20 protein-coding genes are annotated in these 17,251 nt (G+C 53.3%); 10 read left to right on the top strand and 10 right to left on the bottom strand.

Annotated features, from left to right (window positions below; translation table 11 throughout):
* The first annotated feature begins 28 nt into the window (after window positions 1-28).
* From NNO02_RS00925 to NNO02_RS00915, 3 genes are read left to right on the top strand one after another with little or no spacing between them, the layout of a single operon-like run.
* Entirely contained in the window at window positions 29-1,006 is a 978-nt protein-coding gene (locus NNO02_RS00925; RefSeq protein WP_271440321.1) for a TRAP transporter substrate-binding protein, read from the top strand.
* Between the two features lie 55 nt (window positions 1,007-1,061).
* The gene (locus tag NNO02_RS00920) at window positions 1,062-1,571 is read left to right on the top strand and encodes a TRAP transporter small permease (RefSeq protein ID WP_202039766.1); all 510 of its coding nucleotides are present in this window, start codon (window positions 1,062-1,064) and stop codon (window positions 1,569-1,571) included.
* A 30-nt stretch (window positions 1,572-1,601) separates the two neighbouring features.
* Complete coding sequence (locus NNO02_RS00915) at window positions 1,602-2,888, top strand: TRAP transporter large permease (RefSeq protein WP_271440322.1); 1,287 nt, start codon at window positions 1,602-1,604, stop codon at window positions 2,886-2,888.
* A gap of 91 nt (window positions 2,889-2,979) precedes the next feature.
* Here NNO02_RS00915 and ridA read toward each other — a convergent pair whose 3' ends face one another.
* From ridA to pyrL, 4 genes are all read right to left on the bottom strand, one after another.
* Entirely contained in the window at window positions 2,980-3,366 is a 387-nt protein-coding gene (gene ridA, locus NNO02_RS00910; protein ID WP_000047544.1) for a 2-iminobutanoate/2-iminopropanoate deaminase, read from the bottom strand.
* A 73-nt stretch (window positions 3,367-3,439) separates the two neighbouring features.
* Window positions 3,440-3,901, bottom strand: coding sequence for an aspartate carbamoyltransferase regulatory subunit (gene pyrI / locus NNO02_RS00905; protein ID WP_016151492.1), 462 nt, complete (start codon window positions 3,899-3,901; stop codon window positions 3,440-3,442).
* 13 nt (window positions 3,902-3,914) lie between these two features.
* The gene (pyrB, locus tag NNO02_RS00900) at window positions 3,915-4,850 is read right to left on the bottom strand and encodes an aspartate carbamoyltransferase (RefSeq protein WP_016151493.1); all 936 of its coding nucleotides are present in this window, start codon (window positions 4,848-4,850) and stop codon (window positions 3,915-3,917) included.
* Between the two features lie 35 nt (window positions 4,851-4,885).
* Entirely contained in the window at window positions 4,886-4,987 is a 102-nt protein-coding gene (gene pyrL / locus NNO02_RS00895; protein ID WP_202039763.1) for a pyr operon leader peptide, read from the bottom strand.
* A 238-nt stretch (window positions 4,988-5,225) separates the two neighbouring features.
* On the opposite strand from pyrL, the gene NNO02_RS00885 reads away from it, so the two are divergent.
* On the top strand, window positions 5,226-5,678 hold the full coding sequence (locus NNO02_RS00885; protein WP_271454049.1) for a YhcH/YjgK/YiaL family protein: 453 nt from the start codon (window positions 5,226-5,228) through the stop codon (window positions 5,676-5,678).
* A gap of 95 nt (window positions 5,679-5,773) precedes the next feature.
* Here NNO02_RS00885 and argF read toward each other — a convergent pair whose 3' ends face one another.
* Both argF and argL read right to left on the bottom strand, forming a co-directional pair.
* Window positions 5,774-6,778 carry an ornithine carbamoyltransferase gene (argF, locus tag NNO02_RS00880; RefSeq protein ID WP_271440325.1) on the bottom strand — a complete coding sequence of 335 codons (1,005 nt, stop codon included), beginning with the start codon at window positions 6,776-6,778 and terminating at the stop codon, window positions 5,774-5,776.
* Window positions 6,748-6,843, bottom strand: coding sequence for a putative translational regulatory protein ArgL (gene argL / locus NNO02_RS23810; RefSeq protein ID WP_417027749.1), 96 nt, complete (start codon window positions 6,841-6,843; stop codon window positions 6,748-6,750). Before argL ends, argF begins: the two co-directional genes overlap by 31 nt.
* 98 nt (window positions 6,844-6,941) lie before the next feature.
* Here argL and rraB point away from each other — a divergent pair, with 98 nt between their 5' ends.
* From rraB to NNO02_RS00865, 3 genes are all read left to right on the top strand, one after another.
* Window positions 6,942-7,367, top strand: a complete 426-nt coding sequence (rraB, locus tag NNO02_RS00875; protein WP_005134179.1) for a ribonuclease E inhibitor RraB — start codon at window positions 6,942-6,944, stop codon at window positions 7,365-7,367.
* A 51-nt stretch (window positions 7,368-7,418) separates the two neighbouring features.
* Window positions 7,419-8,177: a tRNA isopentenyl-2-thiomethyl-A-37 hydroxylase MiaE gene (miaE, locus tag NNO02_RS00870; protein WP_271440326.1), complete on the top strand. Its 759-nt coding sequence runs from the start codon at window positions 7,419-7,421 to the stop codon at window positions 8,175-8,177.
* Between the two features lie 169 nt (window positions 8,178-8,346).
* Window positions 8,347-9,177 carry a topoisomerase II gene (locus NNO02_RS00865; RefSeq protein WP_271454048.1) on the top strand — a complete coding sequence of 277 codons (831 nt, stop codon included), beginning with the start codon at window positions 8,347-8,349 and terminating at the stop codon, window positions 9,175-9,177.
* 26 nt (window positions 9,178-9,203) lie between these two features.
* Here the strand turns inward: NNO02_RS00865 and NNO02_RS00860 are convergent, their stop codons facing one another.
* The 4 genes from NNO02_RS00860 to pepA form a co-directional block, all read right to left on the bottom strand.
* Complete coding sequence (locus tag NNO02_RS00860) at window positions 9,204-9,707, bottom strand: GNAT family N-acetyltransferase (RefSeq protein ID WP_271440328.1); 504 nt, start codon at window positions 9,705-9,707, stop codon at window positions 9,204-9,206.
* Between the two features lie 176 nt (window positions 9,708-9,883).
* Complete coding sequence (locus tag NNO02_RS00855) at window positions 9,884-12,739, bottom strand: valine--tRNA ligase (protein WP_271454047.1); 2,856 nt, start codon at window positions 12,737-12,739, stop codon at window positions 9,884-9,886.
* Entirely contained in the window at window positions 12,739-13,182 is a 444-nt protein-coding gene (holC, locus tag NNO02_RS00850; protein ID WP_271440343.1) for a DNA polymerase III subunit chi, read from the bottom strand. The genes NNO02_RS00855 and holC overlap by 1 nt, the downstream gene beginning before the upstream one ends.
* A 98-nt stretch (window positions 13,183-13,280) precedes the next feature.
* Window positions 13,281-14,792, bottom strand: coding sequence for a leucyl aminopeptidase (pepA, locus tag NNO02_RS00845; protein ID WP_003025870.1), 1,512 nt, complete (start codon window positions 14,790-14,792; stop codon window positions 13,281-13,283).
* A gap of 153 nt (window positions 14,793-14,945) precedes the next feature.
* Between pepA and ytgA the strand changes: the two genes are divergently transcribed.
* The 3 genes from ytgA to lptG all read left to right on the top strand — a co-directional run bounded on the left by ytgA (window position 14,946) and on the right by lptG (window position 17,242).
* Entirely contained in the window at window positions 14,946-14,996 is a 51-nt protein-coding gene (ytgA, locus tag NNO02_RS00840; RefSeq protein ID WP_211180521.1) for a protein YtgA, read from the top strand.
* A 63-nt stretch (window positions 14,997-15,059) separates the two neighbouring features.
* Window positions 15,060-16,160, top strand: a complete 1,101-nt coding sequence (gene lptF / locus NNO02_RS00835; RefSeq protein ID WP_271440330.1) for an LPS export ABC transporter permease LptF — start codon at window positions 15,060-15,062, stop codon at window positions 16,158-16,160.
* Window positions 16,160-17,242, top strand: coding sequence for an LPS export ABC transporter permease LptG (gene lptG, locus NNO02_RS00830; protein ID WP_137383924.1), 1,083 nt, complete (start codon window positions 16,160-16,162; stop codon window positions 17,240-17,242). The genes lptF and lptG overlap by 1 nt, the downstream gene beginning before the upstream one ends.
* Window positions 17,243-17,251 lie beyond the last annotated feature (9 nt).

Below are 17,251 nucleotides of genomic sequence, written 5' to 3'. Positions count from 1 at the left end.
GATATTATGAACTTCTGGAGAAGGACAAATGAAACTGACAAAAAACCTGATAAGTCTGTGTATTGGTGCTTCGGTATTACTGGCCAGCCATTCAACGTTGGCACAAACCTTCCGCGCCGCAGACGTGCATCCGGCTGATTACCCGAACGTGGTGGCAGTGAAACACATGGGGGAAAAGCTCAGCGCGGCGACCGATGGTCGTCTGGAGATTAAAACATTTCCAGGTGGCGTGTTAGGTGATGAAAAACAGATGATTGAACAGGCACAATTAGGCGCTATTGATATTATTCGCGTCTCGATGACACCTGTCGCTGCTATCCTCCCTGAAATTAACGTATTTACCCTGCCGTATATTTTCCGTGATGAAGACCATCTGCATAAGGTTCTCGACGGTATGATCGGCCAGGAAATTGGCGACCGTCTGACGGCCAATACCAAATCACGGCTGGTGTTTTTGGGCTGGATGGATGCGGGGACGCGTAACCTGATCACTAAAAATCCGGTGGTGAAACCGGAAGATTTACACGGTATGAAGATCCGCGTTCAAGGGAGTCCGATAGCGCTGGATACCCTGAAAGCGATGGGCGCTAACTCCGTTGTAATGGGCGTCAGTGAAGTCTTTAGCGGCATGCAGACAGGGGTTATTGATGGAACGGAAAATAACCCACCGACGTTTGTCGCGCACAACTATTTACCTGTCGTTAAAAACTACACCTGGAGCAAACATTTTATTATTCCTGAATTATTTCTTTTCTCGAAAGCGAAATGGGATAAATTGAAAAAAGAAGATCAGGATCTCATTATTAAGCTCGCTAAAGAAGCCCAGGTAGAGCAACGCAAACTTTGGCAGGATTATAATGCGAAATCACTGGAAACGATGAAAGCCAACGGCGTTCAGTTCCACGATATTGATACGGACTATTTCTATAAAGCCACTCAGTCAGTGCGGGATAATTACGGTAAAGAACACCAGGATTTGATCAAGCGTATTCAGGATGTGCAGTAGTTCATCGGGCGGATGATATCCGCCTGAATCATTTGATTAATTCGAGGTGATGATTATGGGTGAATGCTATTCATCGGTAATGGATTTTCTTTATCGGGTCTCAATGTGGATTGCCGGTGTGGCATTATTGGTGATGGTTGCCATTATACCGATTGGGATATTCGCACGTTATGTCCTGAACAATGCCCTGTCATGGCCTGAACCCGTCGCTATTCTCTGCATGGTGACATTCACCTTTATTGGTGCTGCGGTAAGTTATCGCGCAGGCTCGCATATCGCAGTCAGTATGGTCACTGATCGCCTGGGTGAAAGCGCCCGTCGTTATTGCTTTATTGTCGCGGATATCATGCTGGCGGCAATAAGCCTGTTTATCCTCTGGTACGGAACCAATCTTTGTCTTGAACTGTGGGATCAACCCGTTGCGGAATTCCCGATTTTAAGCGCCGGGCAAAACTATCTTCCGCTGCCAATTGGCTCTGCTATCACGCTGCTCTTTATTGTTGAGAAGATCTGCCGTGGCCCGCAGTACCAGCGTCCTGTTGTCATGCTGGGTTCGACCAGCTAATTACCGCCCCCATTTCATTAAGGAAAGCAGATGGATGCATTTATTCTCGTCTTTACGCTTGGCATCATGCTGGCGATTGGGGTACCGGTAGCGTACGCGGTAGGGATTAGCGCCATCATTGGTGCCTGGTACATTGATATCCCACTGGAAGCGGTGATGATCCAACTGACCAGTGGCGTGAACAAGTTCTCCCTGCTGGCGATCCCGTTCTTTATTCTGGCTGGCGCGATCATGGCCGAAGGCGGAATTGCGCGTCGGTTAGTGAATTTTGCCTACATTTTTGTTGGTTTTATTCGCGGAGGCTTGTCACTGGTCAACATCGTAGCATCGACCTTTTTTGGCGCAATTTCAGGATCGTCGGTGGCAGACACCGCTTCCATCGGTTCGGTGATGATCCCGGAGATGGATAAAAAAGGTTACCCTCGCGACTTTGCCGCGGCGGTGACCGCCAGCGGTTCGGTGCAGGCAATCCTTACGCCGCCCAGCCATAACTCGGTTATCTACTCGCTGGCAACGGGTGGGACGGTGTCGATTGCCGCGCTATTTATCGCCGGGATCCTGCCGGGCCTGCTGTTAAGCTTGAGCCTGATGGTGATGTGCGTGGCGTTTGCCCATAAACGCGGCTATCCAAAAGGCGAGCGCGTGCCGTTTCGCCAGGCGCTGAAGATTTTCGTCGATACGCTGTGGGGATTGATGACGGTGGTGATCATCATGGGGGGGATCCTGTCGGGCATCTTTACCGCGACGGAATCCGCGGCGATTGCCTGCCTGTGGGCCTTCTTCGTCACCATGTTTATCTATCGCGACTATAAATGGTCTGAACTGCCGAAGCTGATGTTCCGCACGGTGAAAACAGTCACCATCGTGATGATCCTGATTGGTTTTGCTGCCGCGTTTGGCGCTGTCATGACCTACATGCAGTTGCCGATGCGCATCACCGACGCATTCACCAGTATCTCGGATAACAAATACGTCATCCTGATGTGCATTAACATTATGCTGCTGCTGATTGGTACGTTGATGGATATGGCGCCGCTGATCCTGATCCTGACACCAGTCCTGCTGCCAGTGACCAACGCGCTCGGCATTGATCCGGTTCATTTCGGCATGATCATGTTGGTGAACTTAGGGATCGGGTTGATTACGCCGCCGGTAGGGTCGGTGCTGTTTGTCGCCAGCGCGGTGAGTAAGCAGAAGATTGAACAAGTGGTGAAGGCGATGCTGCCGTTCTACCTCGTCCTGTTCCTGGTGCTGATGTTGGTAACCTACATTCCGGCGATTTCGTTGTTCCTGCCGAAACTGTTTGGTGTGCTGTGATAAATGCCCGGTGGCGCTCGCGCTTACCGGGCCTACAAATTACGCTTCCGTCGGCCGGATAAGGCGAAACCGCCATCCGGCACAAGGAAACTTAGCGACGTACGGCGATCGCTTCAATCTCGATTTTCACGTCTTTCGGCAGACGGGCAACTTCCACGCAAGAGCGTGCCGGGAAAGTCGCGTTGTGCTCAGTGAAGAACGCTTCGTAGGTGGCGTTGACGGTTGCGAAATCGTTCAGGTCTTTTACAAAAACGGTCGTTTTTACGATATCGCCCACTTTCAGGCCTGCTGCTTCAACGATAGCTTTTACGTTTTCCAGCGACTGACGCGCCTGAGCGGACACGTCTTCCGCTACGGCACCGGTTTTCGGATCGACCGGAATCTGACCTGAAGTGATTACCATGCTACCCAGGTCAACGCCCTGAACGTATGGGCCGATAGCGGCTGGTGCATTTTCCGTCGCAATAGTTTTGCTCATGATATCTCCAGATGAACTGCAGTATTAAGGTGTTAGCCATTATAGAGAGGCAACATTTCAATACCAACCGCAATTAGTTGGCCAGCACCACATAATGCGAAAACTCTTTTTCACAGTATTTGCATTTGAGCGCGATATCATCAGCGCGTTTTTTCACTGAAAAGCTGGAGGAAACCGGTTCAGCATGGCTGATGCAGTTGCTGTTCGGGCAGACCAGCACGTTGTCGATTCGTTCCGGCAGGCTCGGACGTGATTTACCCACCACGTCATAATCGTCAATGCGGTTCACCGTCGCCTGTGGCGCGTACAGAGAAAGCTGGTTAACTTGCTCATCGGTCAGGAAGGTGTTTTCAATTTTAATCAGGTCTTTACGACCCATTTCGCCTGACGGCAGGTTCAGACCGATGGTGATACGCTGATCGGTTTCTGTCAGCTTGAACAGCGTCAGCAGTTTAAAACCAACCTGTGCGGGAATATGGTCAATCACGGTGCCGCGTTTGATGGCTTCAACCTGCAGTTTGTTATCGTGTGTCATCTCTTTTTCTCCCTTACAGTGCCAGTTCGCTATTCAGTACCAGTGCCAGTAACGCCTGGCGGGCGAAGATGCCGTTGCCAGCCTGCTGGAAATACCAGGCGTGCGGCGTCTTATCGACATCGGTGGTGATCTCATCGATACGCGGCAGTGGGTGCAACACTTTCATGTTCGCTCTGGCACCATTCAGGTCGCTGGCACGCAGGACGAACTGTGCTTTCACGTTGGCGTATTCGGAAGGGTCCAGACGTTCTTTTTGCACGCGGGTCATGTAGAGAATATCAACCTCTGCCATAACCTCTTCGATGGTGCCGTGCAGGCTCCAGGCGATACCTTTTTCATTTAGCATGTCCAGAATGTATTGCGGCATGGCCAACGCATCCGGGGCGATGAAGTAGAAGCGGTTGCCTTCGAATTTCGCCAGTGCCTGGGTCAGGGAGTGGACGGTACGACCATACTTCAGGTCACCCACCATGGCGATTTGCAGATTGTCCAGGCGGCCCTGGGTTTCCTGAATGGTGAACAGGTCCAGCAGCGTTTGGGTGGGATGCTGGTTCGACCCATCGCCTGCGTTCAGTACCGGCACGTTGCCGGAGAACTCTGTGGCCAGACGGGCAGCACCTTCCTGCGGATGACGCATCACAATGGCGTCAACATAGGTACTGATGACGGAAATGGTATCAGCCAGCGTTTCACCTTTTTTGCCCAGTGATGTGTTGCTGCTGTCAGAGAAACCCACCACGCTGGCACCCAGGCGGTGCATCGAGGTTTCAAAGGATAAACGGGTGCGCGTCGATGCCTCAAAGAAGCAGCTGGCTATCACCTTATGCTTTAGCAGCTCCGGCTGTGGGTTGGCTTTCAGTTTCGCCGCTGTCGCGAGAACCAGATTGAGGTCATCGCGGCTGAGGTCATTTATGGAAATGATGTGTTTTTGATAGAGCGGGTTAGCCATGTTTATCTCCTGACACCTGGGCAAAAAAAAGCCCCTCAATTGAGGGGCTTGGAATGGATGATCAACGGAAAGAAAAACGGCAGGCCAGCGTCCTTTTTCAGACGCGGTAAGACAAAATGTCGTACACACTGAACCATACATCCTCCCGGCAAATTGTCCGCGATTATACTCAGCTCCGTTATGGGATCAAGCGAAAAATGCACAATTTATTCATCGCAAACGATTCTCATGAATATTCATGCACCCTGCCGGGTGATCGGCTACGTTGAGATAAACATGCGTTGACGCAAAATATCAGCAAATAGCAGTGGTATGGCAGACGGTTTTTTCGTATAACAACTAAAATGAAACATTGTTTTAATTAAGGGGTTTGAGATGATTGTCGGCAATATTCACAACCTGGATGTCTGGCTGCCAGAAGAGCTGCGTCAGGCGATTGAACACATCAAGGCGCACGTGACGGATGCGACGGAAAAGGGTAAGCATGACATCGACGGTGATCGTCTGTTTTATCTGATTGCAGAAGATATGACGGAGCCGTTTGCCCAGCGTCGCGCTGAGTATCACGCCCGTTATCTGGATATTCAGATCCTGCTCAAAGGCCAGGAAGGCATGACCTTCAGTACACAGCCTGCGGGCGCGCCGGAAACCGACTGGCTGGCGGATAAAGATATCGCCTTCGTGGCGGAAGGGGTACAGGAGAAAACGGTCGTGCTGAACGAAGGTGACTTCGTGGTGTTCTATCCGGGTGAAGTGCATAAACCGCTGTGCGCAGTCGGTGCTCCGGCACTGGTGCGCAAAGCCGTGGTGAAAATGCGGGTGGCATAAGCGTGATTGCCGGGTGCGGCTTCGCCTTGCCCGGCCAACGGGAGCGCGGTTGTAGGCCGGATAAGATGCTTAGCATCGCCATCCGGCATATGCCTTCACTTCGCTAATGTCGCCACCATCACCGCTTTGATGGTGTGCATCCGGTTTTCCGCCTGAGAGAATACGATACTGGCGGGGGATTCAAAGACCTCATCGGTCACTTCCATACCGCCGTGCAAACCATACTCTTGTGCCATTTGTTTACCCAGCACGGTCTGATCGTCATGAAACGCGGGCAGACAGTGCAGGAACTTCACCTGTGGATTACCCGTCAGCGCCATCATCGCGCTATTAACCTGATAGTTACGCAGCAGCGCAATACGCTCTGCCCACTTCTCTTTTGCTTCGCCCATCGAGACCCAGACGTCGGTGTAGATAAAGTCCGCACCTTTTACACCTGTGGCAACGTCTTCGGTCAGCGTAATATTGCCGCCATTTTTCTGTGCCAGCGCTTTGCACTCCGCCACCAGGCTCTCTTCAGGCCAGCACGCTTGTGGTGCAACCAGGCGTAGATCCAGCCCGGTTAACGCGGCGGCTTCCAGCATGGAATTACCCATATTGTTGCGGGCATCACCGGTATAGACCAGCGTCATCTCATTAAACGCTTTACCCGGCAGGTGTTCCTGCATAGTTAACAGATCCGCCAGCAACTGAGTGGGGTGAAACTCGTCGGTTAATCCGTTCCATACCGGAACTCCGGCATATTCCGCCAGCGTCTCGACAATCTCCTGACCGTGACCCCGATACTGAATACCGTCGTACATACGACCGAGCACGCGGGCGGTGTCTTTGATCGACTCTTTATGACCAATCTGGCTGCCGCTTGGCCCGAGATACGTCACGCGAGCACCCTGATCGTATGCGGCAACTTCGAAAGAGCAACGGGTACGAGTCGAGTCTTTTTCGAAGATGAGCGCAATGTTTTTACCGGTGAGCTTAGCGACCTCAGTACCGTTTTTCTTATCTGCCTTGAGCTGTGCGGCGAGCTGTAGCAGTGACGTGAGTTCAGCAGAGGTGAAATCAAGCAATTTCAAAAAGTGCTTCTGATAAAACGCAGACATGGTTCCCTCACATGGCCTAAGCCATTTATTGAATTAAAATTCAATTTATATGGGTGTTTATTCATTTGCAACCTTGTTTAACAAATCTTTCCTGGAAAGGTGGAGGCAATGTCAGCGGTATGTGACAATAAGAGTATCGGCAGGACATTATGAGGAACGAGCCATGGCAAACCCGGAACTACTGGAAGAGCAGCGTGAAGAAACACGCTTGATTATTGAAGAGTTACTCGAAGATGGCAGCGACCCTGATGCGCTGTACACCATCGAACATCACCTTTCCGCGGATGACTTTGAAACCCTGGAAAAAGCGGCAGTAGAAGCCTTCAAACTGGGTTATGAAGTGACCGAGCCTGAAGAGTTGGAAGTGGAAGAAGGCGACACAGTTATTTGCTGTGACATTCTCAGCGAATGCGCCCTGAATGCCGAACTGATCGACGCTCAGGTAGAGCAACTGATGAATCTGGCTGAAAAATTTGAAGTGGAATACGACGGGTGGGGTACCTATTTCGAAGACCCTAACGGCGAAGAAGGTGAAGACGGCGACGATGAAGACTTCGTCGACGAAGATGATGACGGCGTGCGTCACTAAGTCATCTGATGACCTACGGCAGTGTTTGCTGCCGTAGGGCAAGGACAATGTATGGATTACCCGCAAATACTCTCCCCAATCCTCAATTTTCTGCACTGCAAAACACCCCAGGCATGGCTTGATAAAGCGCAGGACCCGGCAAATCTTCCCCTGCTGCTGACCGATCACCTCGTCTGCGAGCTGAAAGCGGCACAAACAGCGATGCTGTTGGTGCGTAAATATGTCGCTGACAAAGCTGGTTCACAGGCGTTGCTGGACTGGCTGAAACCCTATGAGGCTTTTGCGTTCAGAGAGGGAGAGGAGCCTGACTTCATTGCACTGAATAAACAGATCAGCAAAAGTGTGATGCCGCAGACCGACGATCCGTGGGGGCGCAAGCTTATCGACAGCATGGTTTTGCTGATCAAAGAAGAGCTGCATCACTTCTGGCAGGTGCGCGAGGCGATGATGAGCCGCAACATCCCCTACATCAAAATTACCGCCAGTCGTTACGCCAAAGGCATGCTTAAAGAGGTTCGCACCCACGAGCCATTAACGCTAATTGATAAGCTCATTTGCGGCGCATACATTGAGGCGCGCTCCTGTGAACGGTTCGCGGCGCTGGCACCGTATCTGGATGATGATTTACAGGCGTTTTATCTGTCGCTACTACGATCAGAGGCGCGCCATTATCAGGATTACCTGGCGTTGGCACAGCAGATTTCAACCGATGACATCAGCGCCCGGGTGCGTTTCTTTGGTGAAGTGGAAGCGTCGCTGATCCTGTCTCCAGATGATGAATTCCGCTTTCACAGCGGCGTACCCGCGTAATACACCTTCCCGGCGCGGCTCGCCATGGTTGCCGCGCCATCTCTCCTCTTCCTGATACCTGCAGATAAATTCTGGTGGCTGGAAAACCATCGCCTCTACCGTAATAATCAGAACACACAACGGGGAAATATATCCCCGACATACGTATCGATTTGAATAAGGATGGTTAATGAACTGGGCACACGTAGTGTTGGCGGGCTATATCGGGGCGGTGATTGCTATCGTCGTCGGCATGTTTCGCAAAAAAGGCTGGGTAGGCAAGATCTCCGGCGCGGTGATTTTTGTGGTCGCGATTATTGCATGGAATATTTTTGACGTGCACTACCTTATCCCGCGTGAAAGTCCGGAATATGGTATGACCGAAGAGCAGAAGTTTGACAATGCGATGCGCGCCAATCCGGTGTTTCAGGTGATTAGAGAGCAGGAGCCAGCGCTAACACAAAAAATCATCACCCAGGCCGTGCAGATGAAGAACGAGGGCAAAAGTGAGCAGCAGGTTATCGATGCCATACAGCCGCAAATCCTTCAGCTACAAATGGCACGTCTGCAGCAAGCACCTGATGCTAACGTCATTGAGTATATGAAGATTAACCTCGAGCAGATTGCTGCGGTGGAAAAGGTGGGTGATGACGAATGTTTCCGTTTCCTGTTTCCGGCGGTGAAAGGGGGCATTAACCCGGTACATCTTGTCCCGCGTGAGATTATGAATCGGCGGATGGTGGGCGATATGGGCATGATGCGCGCCGCCTATGGCCCGGGTAAACATACGGTGACGGCCGAGGAAAAACAGCTGGCGCTGCAGGATTTACAAGCGATCAGCCCCGGACTGGTACAGCGCTATGGGGATGATATTCAGATTATGGCCGACCCGAATAAAGGGATTGGCAAAGAGAAGATCGCCTGTGAGATTGTGCAGGATCTCTGGACTCAGGTGCTGAAGCTGCCCACCGCTCGTGCGGCTGGCGTAATTCGCCTGATGCTTTCAGCTGAGATGCAGTAAGGCCGACACGGCCCCTCGGCGTGAAGTCAGAGGGGCTTTAACATCCGTACTTCGCAATCGACGTGGCCGGTGCAGCCAAGCGCTTCGCTGATATGCTCAAACCCTAAATGTTCATACAGACGAATAGCCTCAGTCAGGAATGCAGTTGTTTCCAGATAGCACTGCTTAAAACCCTGCTCGCGGGCATGATCCAGCGCCATCAGCGCCAGCTTTTTCGCCAGCCCCTGACCGCGTGCGCTCGACAGGAAGTACATCTTTTGCAGCTCGCAAATGTCCGGCTCGCTACAGCCTAACGGCGCAACGCCGCCGCCGCCCACGACTTCACCGTTTTGCTCAACCACCCAATAGGCCGCGCCCGGCTGGCTGTAAACCTGGAACAGTTCGTCCAGATTGGGGTCGGCAACGGTATAGCCTTTATCGGCAGTCAGGCCGTATTCGGCGGAGACCTGGCGGATCACACAGGCAATGGCGGGGTTATCGTCGGCAGCAATGCGACGCAGCGTAGCCGAGACAGGCGTAATGACACTCATAGCGAACTCATGACATAAAAGTGAGACATATGCAGTTAATACCACTGCAGAGAGGGGAAGTGCAAGCGAGGATAATTCAACACAGGTCGGATGCGCTACGCTTATCCGACCTGTGTTGACGGTGCCTGTAGGCCAGATAAGCGTAGCGCCATCCGGCAAACGTACAGGCACGATTTTTACAGCGCGGCGATGACCGCCTGCTGCTCAATCAGCTTCGCTTTGGCTTCTGCGTAACCGTCCAGTTTCTCACGCTCTTTGGCGATCACGGCTTCCGGTGCGCGAGCAACGAAACCTTCGTTGGAGAGCTTGCCTTCGATACGGGCAATCTCGCCTTCGATTTTCGCCACTTCTTTTGCCAGACGCGCCAGCTCATCTTCTTTGTTGATGAGGCCAGCCATCGGGATCAGCAGTTCGGCACCGTCGATGATTTTAGTCACGGAAACCGGACCTTTGTCATCGGCTGGCAGCACGGTGATGCTTTCCAGTCGTGCCAGGTTCAGCAGGAAGCTACGGTTGTCGTTCACACGACGCATCGCGTCAGTACTGCAACCACGCAGCAGCAGTTCCAGCGGTTTGCCTGGGGCAATGTTCATTTCCGCACGGATGTTACGTACGGCAACGATCGCCTGCTTCAACCATTCAGTGTCAGCCAGTGCCGCTTCGTCAACCTGCGCCGCGTTATATTCCGGGAACGGCTGCAGCATGATGGTATCTGCGGTGTTGCCGCAAATGACTTTCACACGCTGCCAGATGGTTTCGGTGATGAACGGAATGATCGGGTGCGCCAGACGCAGCAGACCTTCCAGCACGGTAACCAGCGTATTGCGGGTGCCGCGCAGTTCAGACTCAGAACCGCCGTTCATAACCGGCTTGGTCAGCTCCAGATACCAGTCACAGAACTGGTTCCAGGTGAATTCGTACAGAATGCCCGCAGCGATATCGAAGCGGAAGTTATCCAGCGCTTCACGGTACGCTTTGATGGTCTGGTTGAATTCAGCCAGGATCCAACGATCCGCCAGAGACAGCGTCATTTCGCCGCCATTGAAGCCGCAATCCTGGTCTTCGGTGTTCATCAGCACGAAGCGGCTGGCGTTCCACAGCTTGTTACAGAAGTTACGGTAACCTTCCAGACGTTTCATATCCCAGTTGATGTCGCGGCCGGTAGAGGCCAGCGCTGCCAGGGTGAAACGCAGGGCGTCGGTACCGTGCGGCTCAATGCCGTCCGGGAACTGCTTCTCGGTGCGCTTGGCAATCTTCTCGGCCAGCTGCGGCTGCATCATGTTGCCGGTACGTTTTTCAAGTAGTTCTGCCAGAGAAATACCATCAACCATATCCAGCGGGTCGATGACGTTACCCTTGGATTTGGACATCTTCTGGCCTTCGTCGTCACGAATCAGACCGGTCATGTAGACGGTCTTAAACGGAACCTGCGGCTTGCCGTTTTCATCTTTGATGAAGTGCATGGTCATCATGATCATGCGGGCAATCCAGAAGAAGATGATGTCAAAACCGGAGACCATCACGCTGGTTGGGTGGAACTGACGCAGCGCATCGGTGTTTTCCGGCCAGCCGAGGGTAGAGAAGGTCCACAGCGCGGAGGAGAACCAGGTATCCAGAACGTCTTCGTCCTGACGCAGGGCAACGTCGGCACCGAGGTTGTTTTCCTGACGCACCTCAGCTTCGGTACGGCCAACGTAGACGTTGCCGTCGTTGTCATACCATGCCGGGATACGGTGGCCCCACCACAGCTGACGGGAGATACACCAGTCCTGAATATCACGCATCCAGGAGAAGTACATGTTTTCATACTGCTTAGGTACGAACTGGATGTCGCCGTTCTCAACCGCTTCAACTGCCGGTTTCGCCAGCACATCTGCGCGGACGTACCACTGGTCAGTCAGCATCGGTTCGATAACCACGCCGCCACGGTCACCGTACGGCACGGTCAGATCGTGGGGTTTGATTTCTTCCAGCAGACCCAGAGCGTCAACGGCCGCAACCACGGCTTTACGCGCGGCAAAGCGTTCCAGTTTCTGGAATTCAGCCGGGATCTCGTTCGAGTAGACGTCGGATTCTTCACCTTTGGTGTCGTACACTTCCGCGGTTTCGCGGATATCACCGTCAAAGGTCAAAATGTTGATCATCGGCAGGCCGTGACGTTTACCGACTTCATAGTCGTTAAAGTCGTGTGCCGGGGTGATCTTCACGCAGCCGGTGCCTTTTTCCATATCCGCATGTTCGTCACCGACGATTGGAATGCGGCGGTTAACCAGCGGCAGAATGACGAATTTGCCGATCAGGTCTTTATAACGCGGATCTTCCGGGTTTACGGCAACGCCGGTATCGCCCAGTACGGTTTCTGGACGAGTAGTAGCAACGACCAGGTAATCTTTACCGTCTGCGGTTTTCGCGCCATCGGCCAGCGGATAGCGGATGTGCCACATCGAGCCTTTGGACTCACGGTTTTCCACTTCCAGGTCAGAGATAGCAGTGCGCAGTTTCGGGTCCCAGTTTACCAGGCGCTTGCCACGGTAAATCAGGTCTTCTTTGTACAGGCGAACAAAGACTTCTTTCACGGCATTGGAAAGACCTTCGTCCATAGTGAAGCGCTCGCGCTCCCAGTCAACAGAGTTGCCCAGGCGGCGCATCTGACGGGTAATGGTGCCGCCGGATTCCGCTTTCCACTGCCAAATTTTATCGATAAACGCTTCGCGACCGTAATCGTGACGGGTTTTACCTTCTTCAGCGGCAATCTTACGCTCAACCACCATCTGGGTGGCGATACCCGCGTGGTCGGTACCCGCCTGCCACAGAGTGTTTTTACCCTGCATGCGCTGGTAGCGGATCATGGTGTCCATGATGGTTTGCTGGAAAGCATGACCCATATGCAAACTGCCGGTGACGTTCGGCGGCGGGATCATGATGCAGAAGGACTCTTTGCTTTCATCGCCGTTAGGTTTGAAATAGCCCTGCTTTTCCCAGTGCTCGTAAAGCGGCTGTTCGATATCTTGTGGGTTGTATGTCTTTTCCATTATTTCCAGGTTGCCGTATTCAGGTTAAAACCAGCCACGCGGTAAGCTTTGTAGCGATCGCGTGCCGATTGTTTCAAAGAATCTTCGTAAGGGACGAAGTCTATCACTTCTGTGAAAGCGGTGGCAAAATCTGCAAAGCCAACGCGCAAACTGATGAGCAGGTCGCGCGGGCTGCTGTTGCGTTTCTCCGGCCAGGCTATTTCTACCGGCGCGCCGCCTCTGGGGCCTTCACCCGCCAGATTATGCGGCACAAAACTCTCTGCCGGTCTTGCCCACAATGCTTCATCCAGGCGTATGGCCTGTTTTTCATCTTCGCAGGCGATCAATACGCGCTTGCCCGCGCGCCAACGTTCTGCGGCAATTTCACACACCAGTTGCTCGACGGCGCTTAAGCCATCTTGCTGTGTGTCGTTGTCCAGAAGGTAGAACGTTGCATTCTTCATATATGGGGTTTCTTGTGGTGGATTTAAATGCGTTGCCATGATGCACCCCGTAGGCCGGATGGCGCTGCGCTTATCCGGCCTACGGGGCAATCTCAAACTTACTCTTCGCCGTTAAAACCCGCGCGATTGAGCAGGAACTGCGACAGCAACGCGACCGGACGACCGGTTGCGCCTTTGGCTTTCCCTGAACGCCATGCGGTACCGGCGATGTCCAGGTGCGCCCAGTTGTACTTACGGGTAAAGCGTGACAGGAAGCAGCCTGCGGTAATCGCGCCGCCAGGACGTCCACCGATATTCGCCATATCCGCAAAGTTTGACTCTAACTGTTCCTGATACTCATCACCCAACGGCAGGCGCCACGCGCGGTCACCCGCTTGTTCGGACGCGCCGATCAGCTCGTGCGCCAGTGGGTTATGGTTCGACATCAGGCCGGTGATGTGATGACCCAGGGCAATCACGCACGCGCCGGTCAGGGTGGCGACGTCAATGACGGCTTCGGGTTCAAAGCGCTCGACGTAGGTTAACACGTCGCACAGCACCAGACGGCCTTCAGCATCAGTATTGAGCACTTCAACAGTCTGACCAGACATAGTGGTGAGCACATCACCCGGACGATACGCGCGACCGCCAGGCATGTTTTCACAACCCGCCAGTACGCCGACGACGTTGATCGGCAGTTGGAGTTCCGCCACCATGCGCATCACACCGTACACTGCCGCAGCACCGCACATGTCGTATTTCATCTCATCCATGCCTTCGGCTGGTTTGATGGAAATACCGCCGGAGTCAAAGGTCAGCCCTTTGCCGACCAGCACAATCGGACGCGCATCTTCAGAAGGATTGCCCTTGTATTCGATGACCGACATCAGCGACTCGTTCTGCGAACCGTGGCCGACCGCAAGATAAGAGTGCATACCCAGCTCTTTCATTTGCTGCTCGCCAATGACGCGCGTCACAACATTTTTGCTGTAGCTGTCTGCCAACTGACGTGCCTGAGACGCCAGGTACGCGGCATTACAGATGTTCGGCGGCATGTTGCCGAGGTCTTTCGCCGCTTTAATCCCGGCGGCAATGGCCAGACCGTGCTGAATAGCACGTTCACCGCTGGTCAGCTCACGGCGGGTCGGTACGTTGAACACCATCTTACGCAGCGGACGACGCGGCTCGCTTTTGTTGGTCTTCAACTGATCAAAGCTGTACAGCGTTTCTTGCGCTGTTTCGACAGCCTGACGTACTTTCCAGTAGTTATTGCGGCCTTTGACGTGCAGCTCGGTCAGGAAGCAAACGGCTTCCATCGAACCGGTATCATTCAGCGTATTGATAGTTTTCTGAATGACCTGCTTGTACTGGCGCTCATCAAGCTCACGCTCTTTGCCACAACCAATGAGGAGAATTCGCTCAGACAGGACGTTAGGAACATGGTGCAGCAACAGGGTTTGACCCGGTTTACCTTCCAGTTCGCCACGACGCAGCAGTGCGCTGATGTACCCGTCGCTGATCTTGTCGAGCTGCTCTGCAATCGGAGAGAGGCGGCGTGGTTCAAAGACGCCCACGACGATGCAGGCACTCCGCTGTTTCTCCGGGCTACCGCTTTTTACACTGAACTCCATGCACTACGCTCCTGAATCTTAAAGACAACGGCGGTGGCTACGGATAGAATTGCAAGCTTTCGTAACTCATACCCGCTGTTGCGGTGACTTCGTGTTAATCTTAACGTTATTACGGCATTGGCACGTCAGAACAATTTCTGAGAGGTGGATCCGTTGAGTATAATAATCTTAGCGACGATTTCGACGACTCAAGAGAATAAATGACGTTTAAGCCATGAAACAAGCTATTTTCCTGCAAAAAGACGGGTTTTTACGGGCGTATTTAAAGTGATAATCATAAGATATCTGGTACGGGAAACGCTCAAAAGCCAACTTGCGATCCTTTTCATCCTACTTTTGATCTTCTTTTGTCAAAAGTTAGTCAGGATCCTGGGTGCGGCGGTTGACGGTGATATCCCGGCAAATCTGGTGCTCTCGCTGCTGGGGCTGGGCGTGCCAGAAATGGCGCAACTTATCTTGCCCTTAAGCCTGTTCCTTGGGCTGCTAATGACGCTGGGCAAACTGTATACCGAAAGTGAAATTACGGTTATGCACGCCTGCGGGCTGAGCAAGGCTGTGCTGGTAAAAGCGGCGATGGTGTTGGCGTTGTTTACCAGTATCGTTGCGGCAGTCAACGTAATGTGGGCAGGGCCTTGGTCCTCCAGACATCAGGACGAAGTGCTGGCGGAAGCGAAAGCGAACCCCGGCATGGCGGCGCTTGCTCAAGGGCAATTCCAGCAGGCAACGAACGGCAGTTCGGTGTTGTTTATCGAAAGTGTTGACGGTAGCAGCTTCAAAGATGTGTTCCTCGCGCAAATCCGCCCGAAAGGTAACGCCCGTCCTTCGGTGGTGGTGGCTGATTCCGGACATCTGACTCAGTTGCGTGACGGCTCTCAGGTCGTGGTGCTGAACAAAGGTACGCGTTTTGAAGGGACCGCGCTGCTGCGCGATTTCCGCATTACCGATTTCCAGGACTATCAGGCAATTATTGGCCATCAGGCCGTGGCGCTGGACCCCAACGATACCGACCAGATGGATATGCGCACGCTGTGGAATACCGACAACGATCGGGCCCGTGCGGAGCTGCACTGGCGTATCACATTGGTATTCACCGTATTTATGATGGCGCTGATGGTTGTCCCGCTGAGCGTGGTTAACCCGCGTCAGGGTCGCGTACTGTCCATGCTGCCAGCCATGCTGCTCTATTTACTGTTCTTCCTGGTGCAGACGTCGCTGAAGTCGAACGGCGGGAAAGGTAAGCTGGACCCGGTGTTCTGGATGTGGGTGGTTAACCTTGCCTATCTGGCACTGGCGATTGTGCTTAACCTTTGGGATACGGTGCCGATGCGCCGCTTGCGTGCCCGTTTTATGCGTAAAGGAGCGGTATAATGCAGCCCTTTGGTGTACTTGACCGCTATATCGGTAAAACCATTTTTACCACCATCATGATGACGTTGTTCATGCTGGTGTCACTCTCCGGGATCATCAAGTTTGTCGACCAGCTGAAAAAAGCCGGGCAGGGGAGCTACGATGCAATGGGCGCCGGGCTGTATACCCTGCTTAGCGCTCCGAAAGATATCCAAATCTTCTTCCCGATGGCGGCACTGCTCGGCGCGTTGCTGGGGCTGGGCATGCTGGCTCAGCGTAGTGAACTGGTGGTGATGCAGGCGTCCGGTTTTACCCGTATGCAGGTGGCGCTGTCCGTGATGAAAACCGCGATTCCGCTGGTGCTGCTGACGATGGCCATCGGTGAATGGGTTGCGCCGCAGGGCGAACAGATGGCGCGTAACTATCGTGCGCAGCAGATGTACGGTGGCTCGCTGCTGTCTACCCAGCAAGGGCTGTGGGCGAAAGATGGCGACAGCTTTGTTTACATCGAGCGAGTGAAAGGGGACGCCGAATTAGGCGGGATTAGCATTTACTCCTTTAACGATAAGCGTCGTCTGCAGTCGGTACGTTATGCTGCCAGCGCAACATTTGACCCGGAACAGAAAGTCTGGCGTTTGTCGCAGGTGGATGAGTCTAACCTGACTGATCCAAAACAGATCACGGGTTCGCAAACGGTGAGCGGGACGTGGAAAACCAACCTTACGCCGGACAAGCTCGGTGTGGTGGCACTGGACCCGGATGCACTGTCGATTAGCGGTCTGCATAACTACGTGAAGTACCTGAAGTCGAGCGGCCAGGACGCCGGGCGCTACCAGCTCAATATGTGGAGCAAAGTCTTCCAGCCGCTGTCTGTCGCGGTCATGATGCTGATGGCGCTGTCGTTTATCTTCGGTCCGCTGCGTAGCGTGCCGATGGGCGTGCGTGTGGTGACGGGGATTAGCTTTGGCTTTGTGTTCTATGTGCTGGACCAAATCTTTGGCCCGCTGACGCTGGTGTATGGTATTCCGCCGATTATCGGCGCGCTGCTGCCAAGTGCCAGTTTCCTGCTGATTAGTTTGTGGCTGATGCTGCGTAGGTCGTAATCACAGTAA

The sequence above is a fragment of the Citrobacter sp. Awk 2 genome (assembly GCF_028069815.1).
Taxonomy (GTDB): domain Bacteria; phylum Pseudomonadota; class Gammaproteobacteria; order Enterobacterales; family Enterobacteriaceae; genus Citrobacter.
This window is presented reverse-complemented; position numbering and strand designations above follow the sequence as displayed.

What these genes read in the sequence shown, in the direction of transcription:
- miaE (WP_271440326.1), top strand. Translation starts at nt 7,419, where the DNA reads ATGGATTACCCGCAAATACTCTCCCCAATCCTCAATTTTCTGCACTGC.
- NNO02_RS00920 (WP_202039766.1), top strand. Translation starts at nt 1,062, where the DNA reads ATGGGTGAATGCTATTCATCGGTAATGGATTTTCTTTATCGGGTCTCA.
- argF (WP_271440325.1), bottom strand. Translation starts at nt 6,778, where the DNA reads ATGTCTGCGTTTTATCAGAAGCACTTTTTGAAATTGCTTGATTTCACC.
- NNO02_RS00860 (WP_271440328.1), bottom strand. Translation starts at nt 9,707, where the DNA reads ATGAGTGTCATTACGCCTGTCTCGGCTACGCTGCGTCGCATTGCTGCC.
- argL (WP_417027749.1), bottom strand. Translation starts at nt 6,843, where the DNA reads ATGAATAAACACCCATATAAATTGAATTTTAATTCAATAAATGGCTTA.
- lptG (WP_137383924.1), top strand. Translation starts at nt 16,160, where the DNA reads ATGCAGCCCTTTGGTGTACTTGACCGCTATATCGGTAAAACCATTTTT.
- NNO02_RS00925 (WP_271440321.1), top strand. Translation starts at nt 29, where the DNA reads ATGAAACTGACAAAAAACCTGATAAGTCTGTGTATTGGTGCTTCGGTA.
- rraB (WP_005134179.1), top strand. Translation starts at nt 6,942, where the DNA reads ATGGCAAACCCGGAACTACTGGAAGAGCAGCGTGAAGAAACACGCTTG.
- pepA (WP_003025870.1), bottom strand. Translation starts at nt 14,792, where the DNA reads ATGGAGTTCAGTGTAAAAAGCGGTAGCCCGGAGAAACAGCGGAGTGCC.
- pyrL (WP_202039763.1), bottom strand. Translation starts at nt 4,987, where the DNA reads ATGGTTCAGTGTGTACGACATTTTGTCTTACCGCGTCTGAAAAAGGAC.
- NNO02_RS00865 (WP_271454048.1), top strand. Translation starts at nt 8,347, where the DNA reads ATGAACTGGGCACACGTAGTGTTGGCGGGCTATATCGGGGCGGTGATT.
- ridA (WP_000047544.1), bottom strand. Translation starts at nt 3,366, where the DNA reads ATGAGCAAAACTATTGCGACGGAAAATGCACCAGCCGCTATCGGCCCA.
- NNO02_RS00855 (WP_271454047.1), bottom strand. Translation starts at nt 12,739, where the DNA reads ATGGAAAAGACATACAACCCACAAGATATCGAACAGCCGCTTTACGAG.
- NNO02_RS00885 (WP_271454049.1), top strand. Translation starts at nt 5,226, where the DNA reads ATGATTGTCGGCAATATTCACAACCTGGATGTCTGGCTGCCAGAAGAG.
- pyrI (WP_016151492.1), bottom strand. Translation starts at nt 3,901, where the DNA reads ATGACACACGATAACAAACTGCAGGTTGAAGCCATCAAACGCGGCACC.
- holC (WP_271440343.1), bottom strand. Translation starts at nt 13,182, where the DNA reads ATGAAGAATGCAACGTTCTACCTTCTGGACAACGACACACAGCAAGAT.
- NNO02_RS00915 (WP_271440322.1), top strand. Translation starts at nt 1,602, where the DNA reads ATGGATGCATTTATTCTCGTCTTTACGCTTGGCATCATGCTGGCGATT.
- pyrB (WP_016151493.1), bottom strand. Translation starts at nt 4,850, where the DNA reads ATGGCTAACCCGCTCTATCAAAAACACATCATTTCCATAAATGACCTC.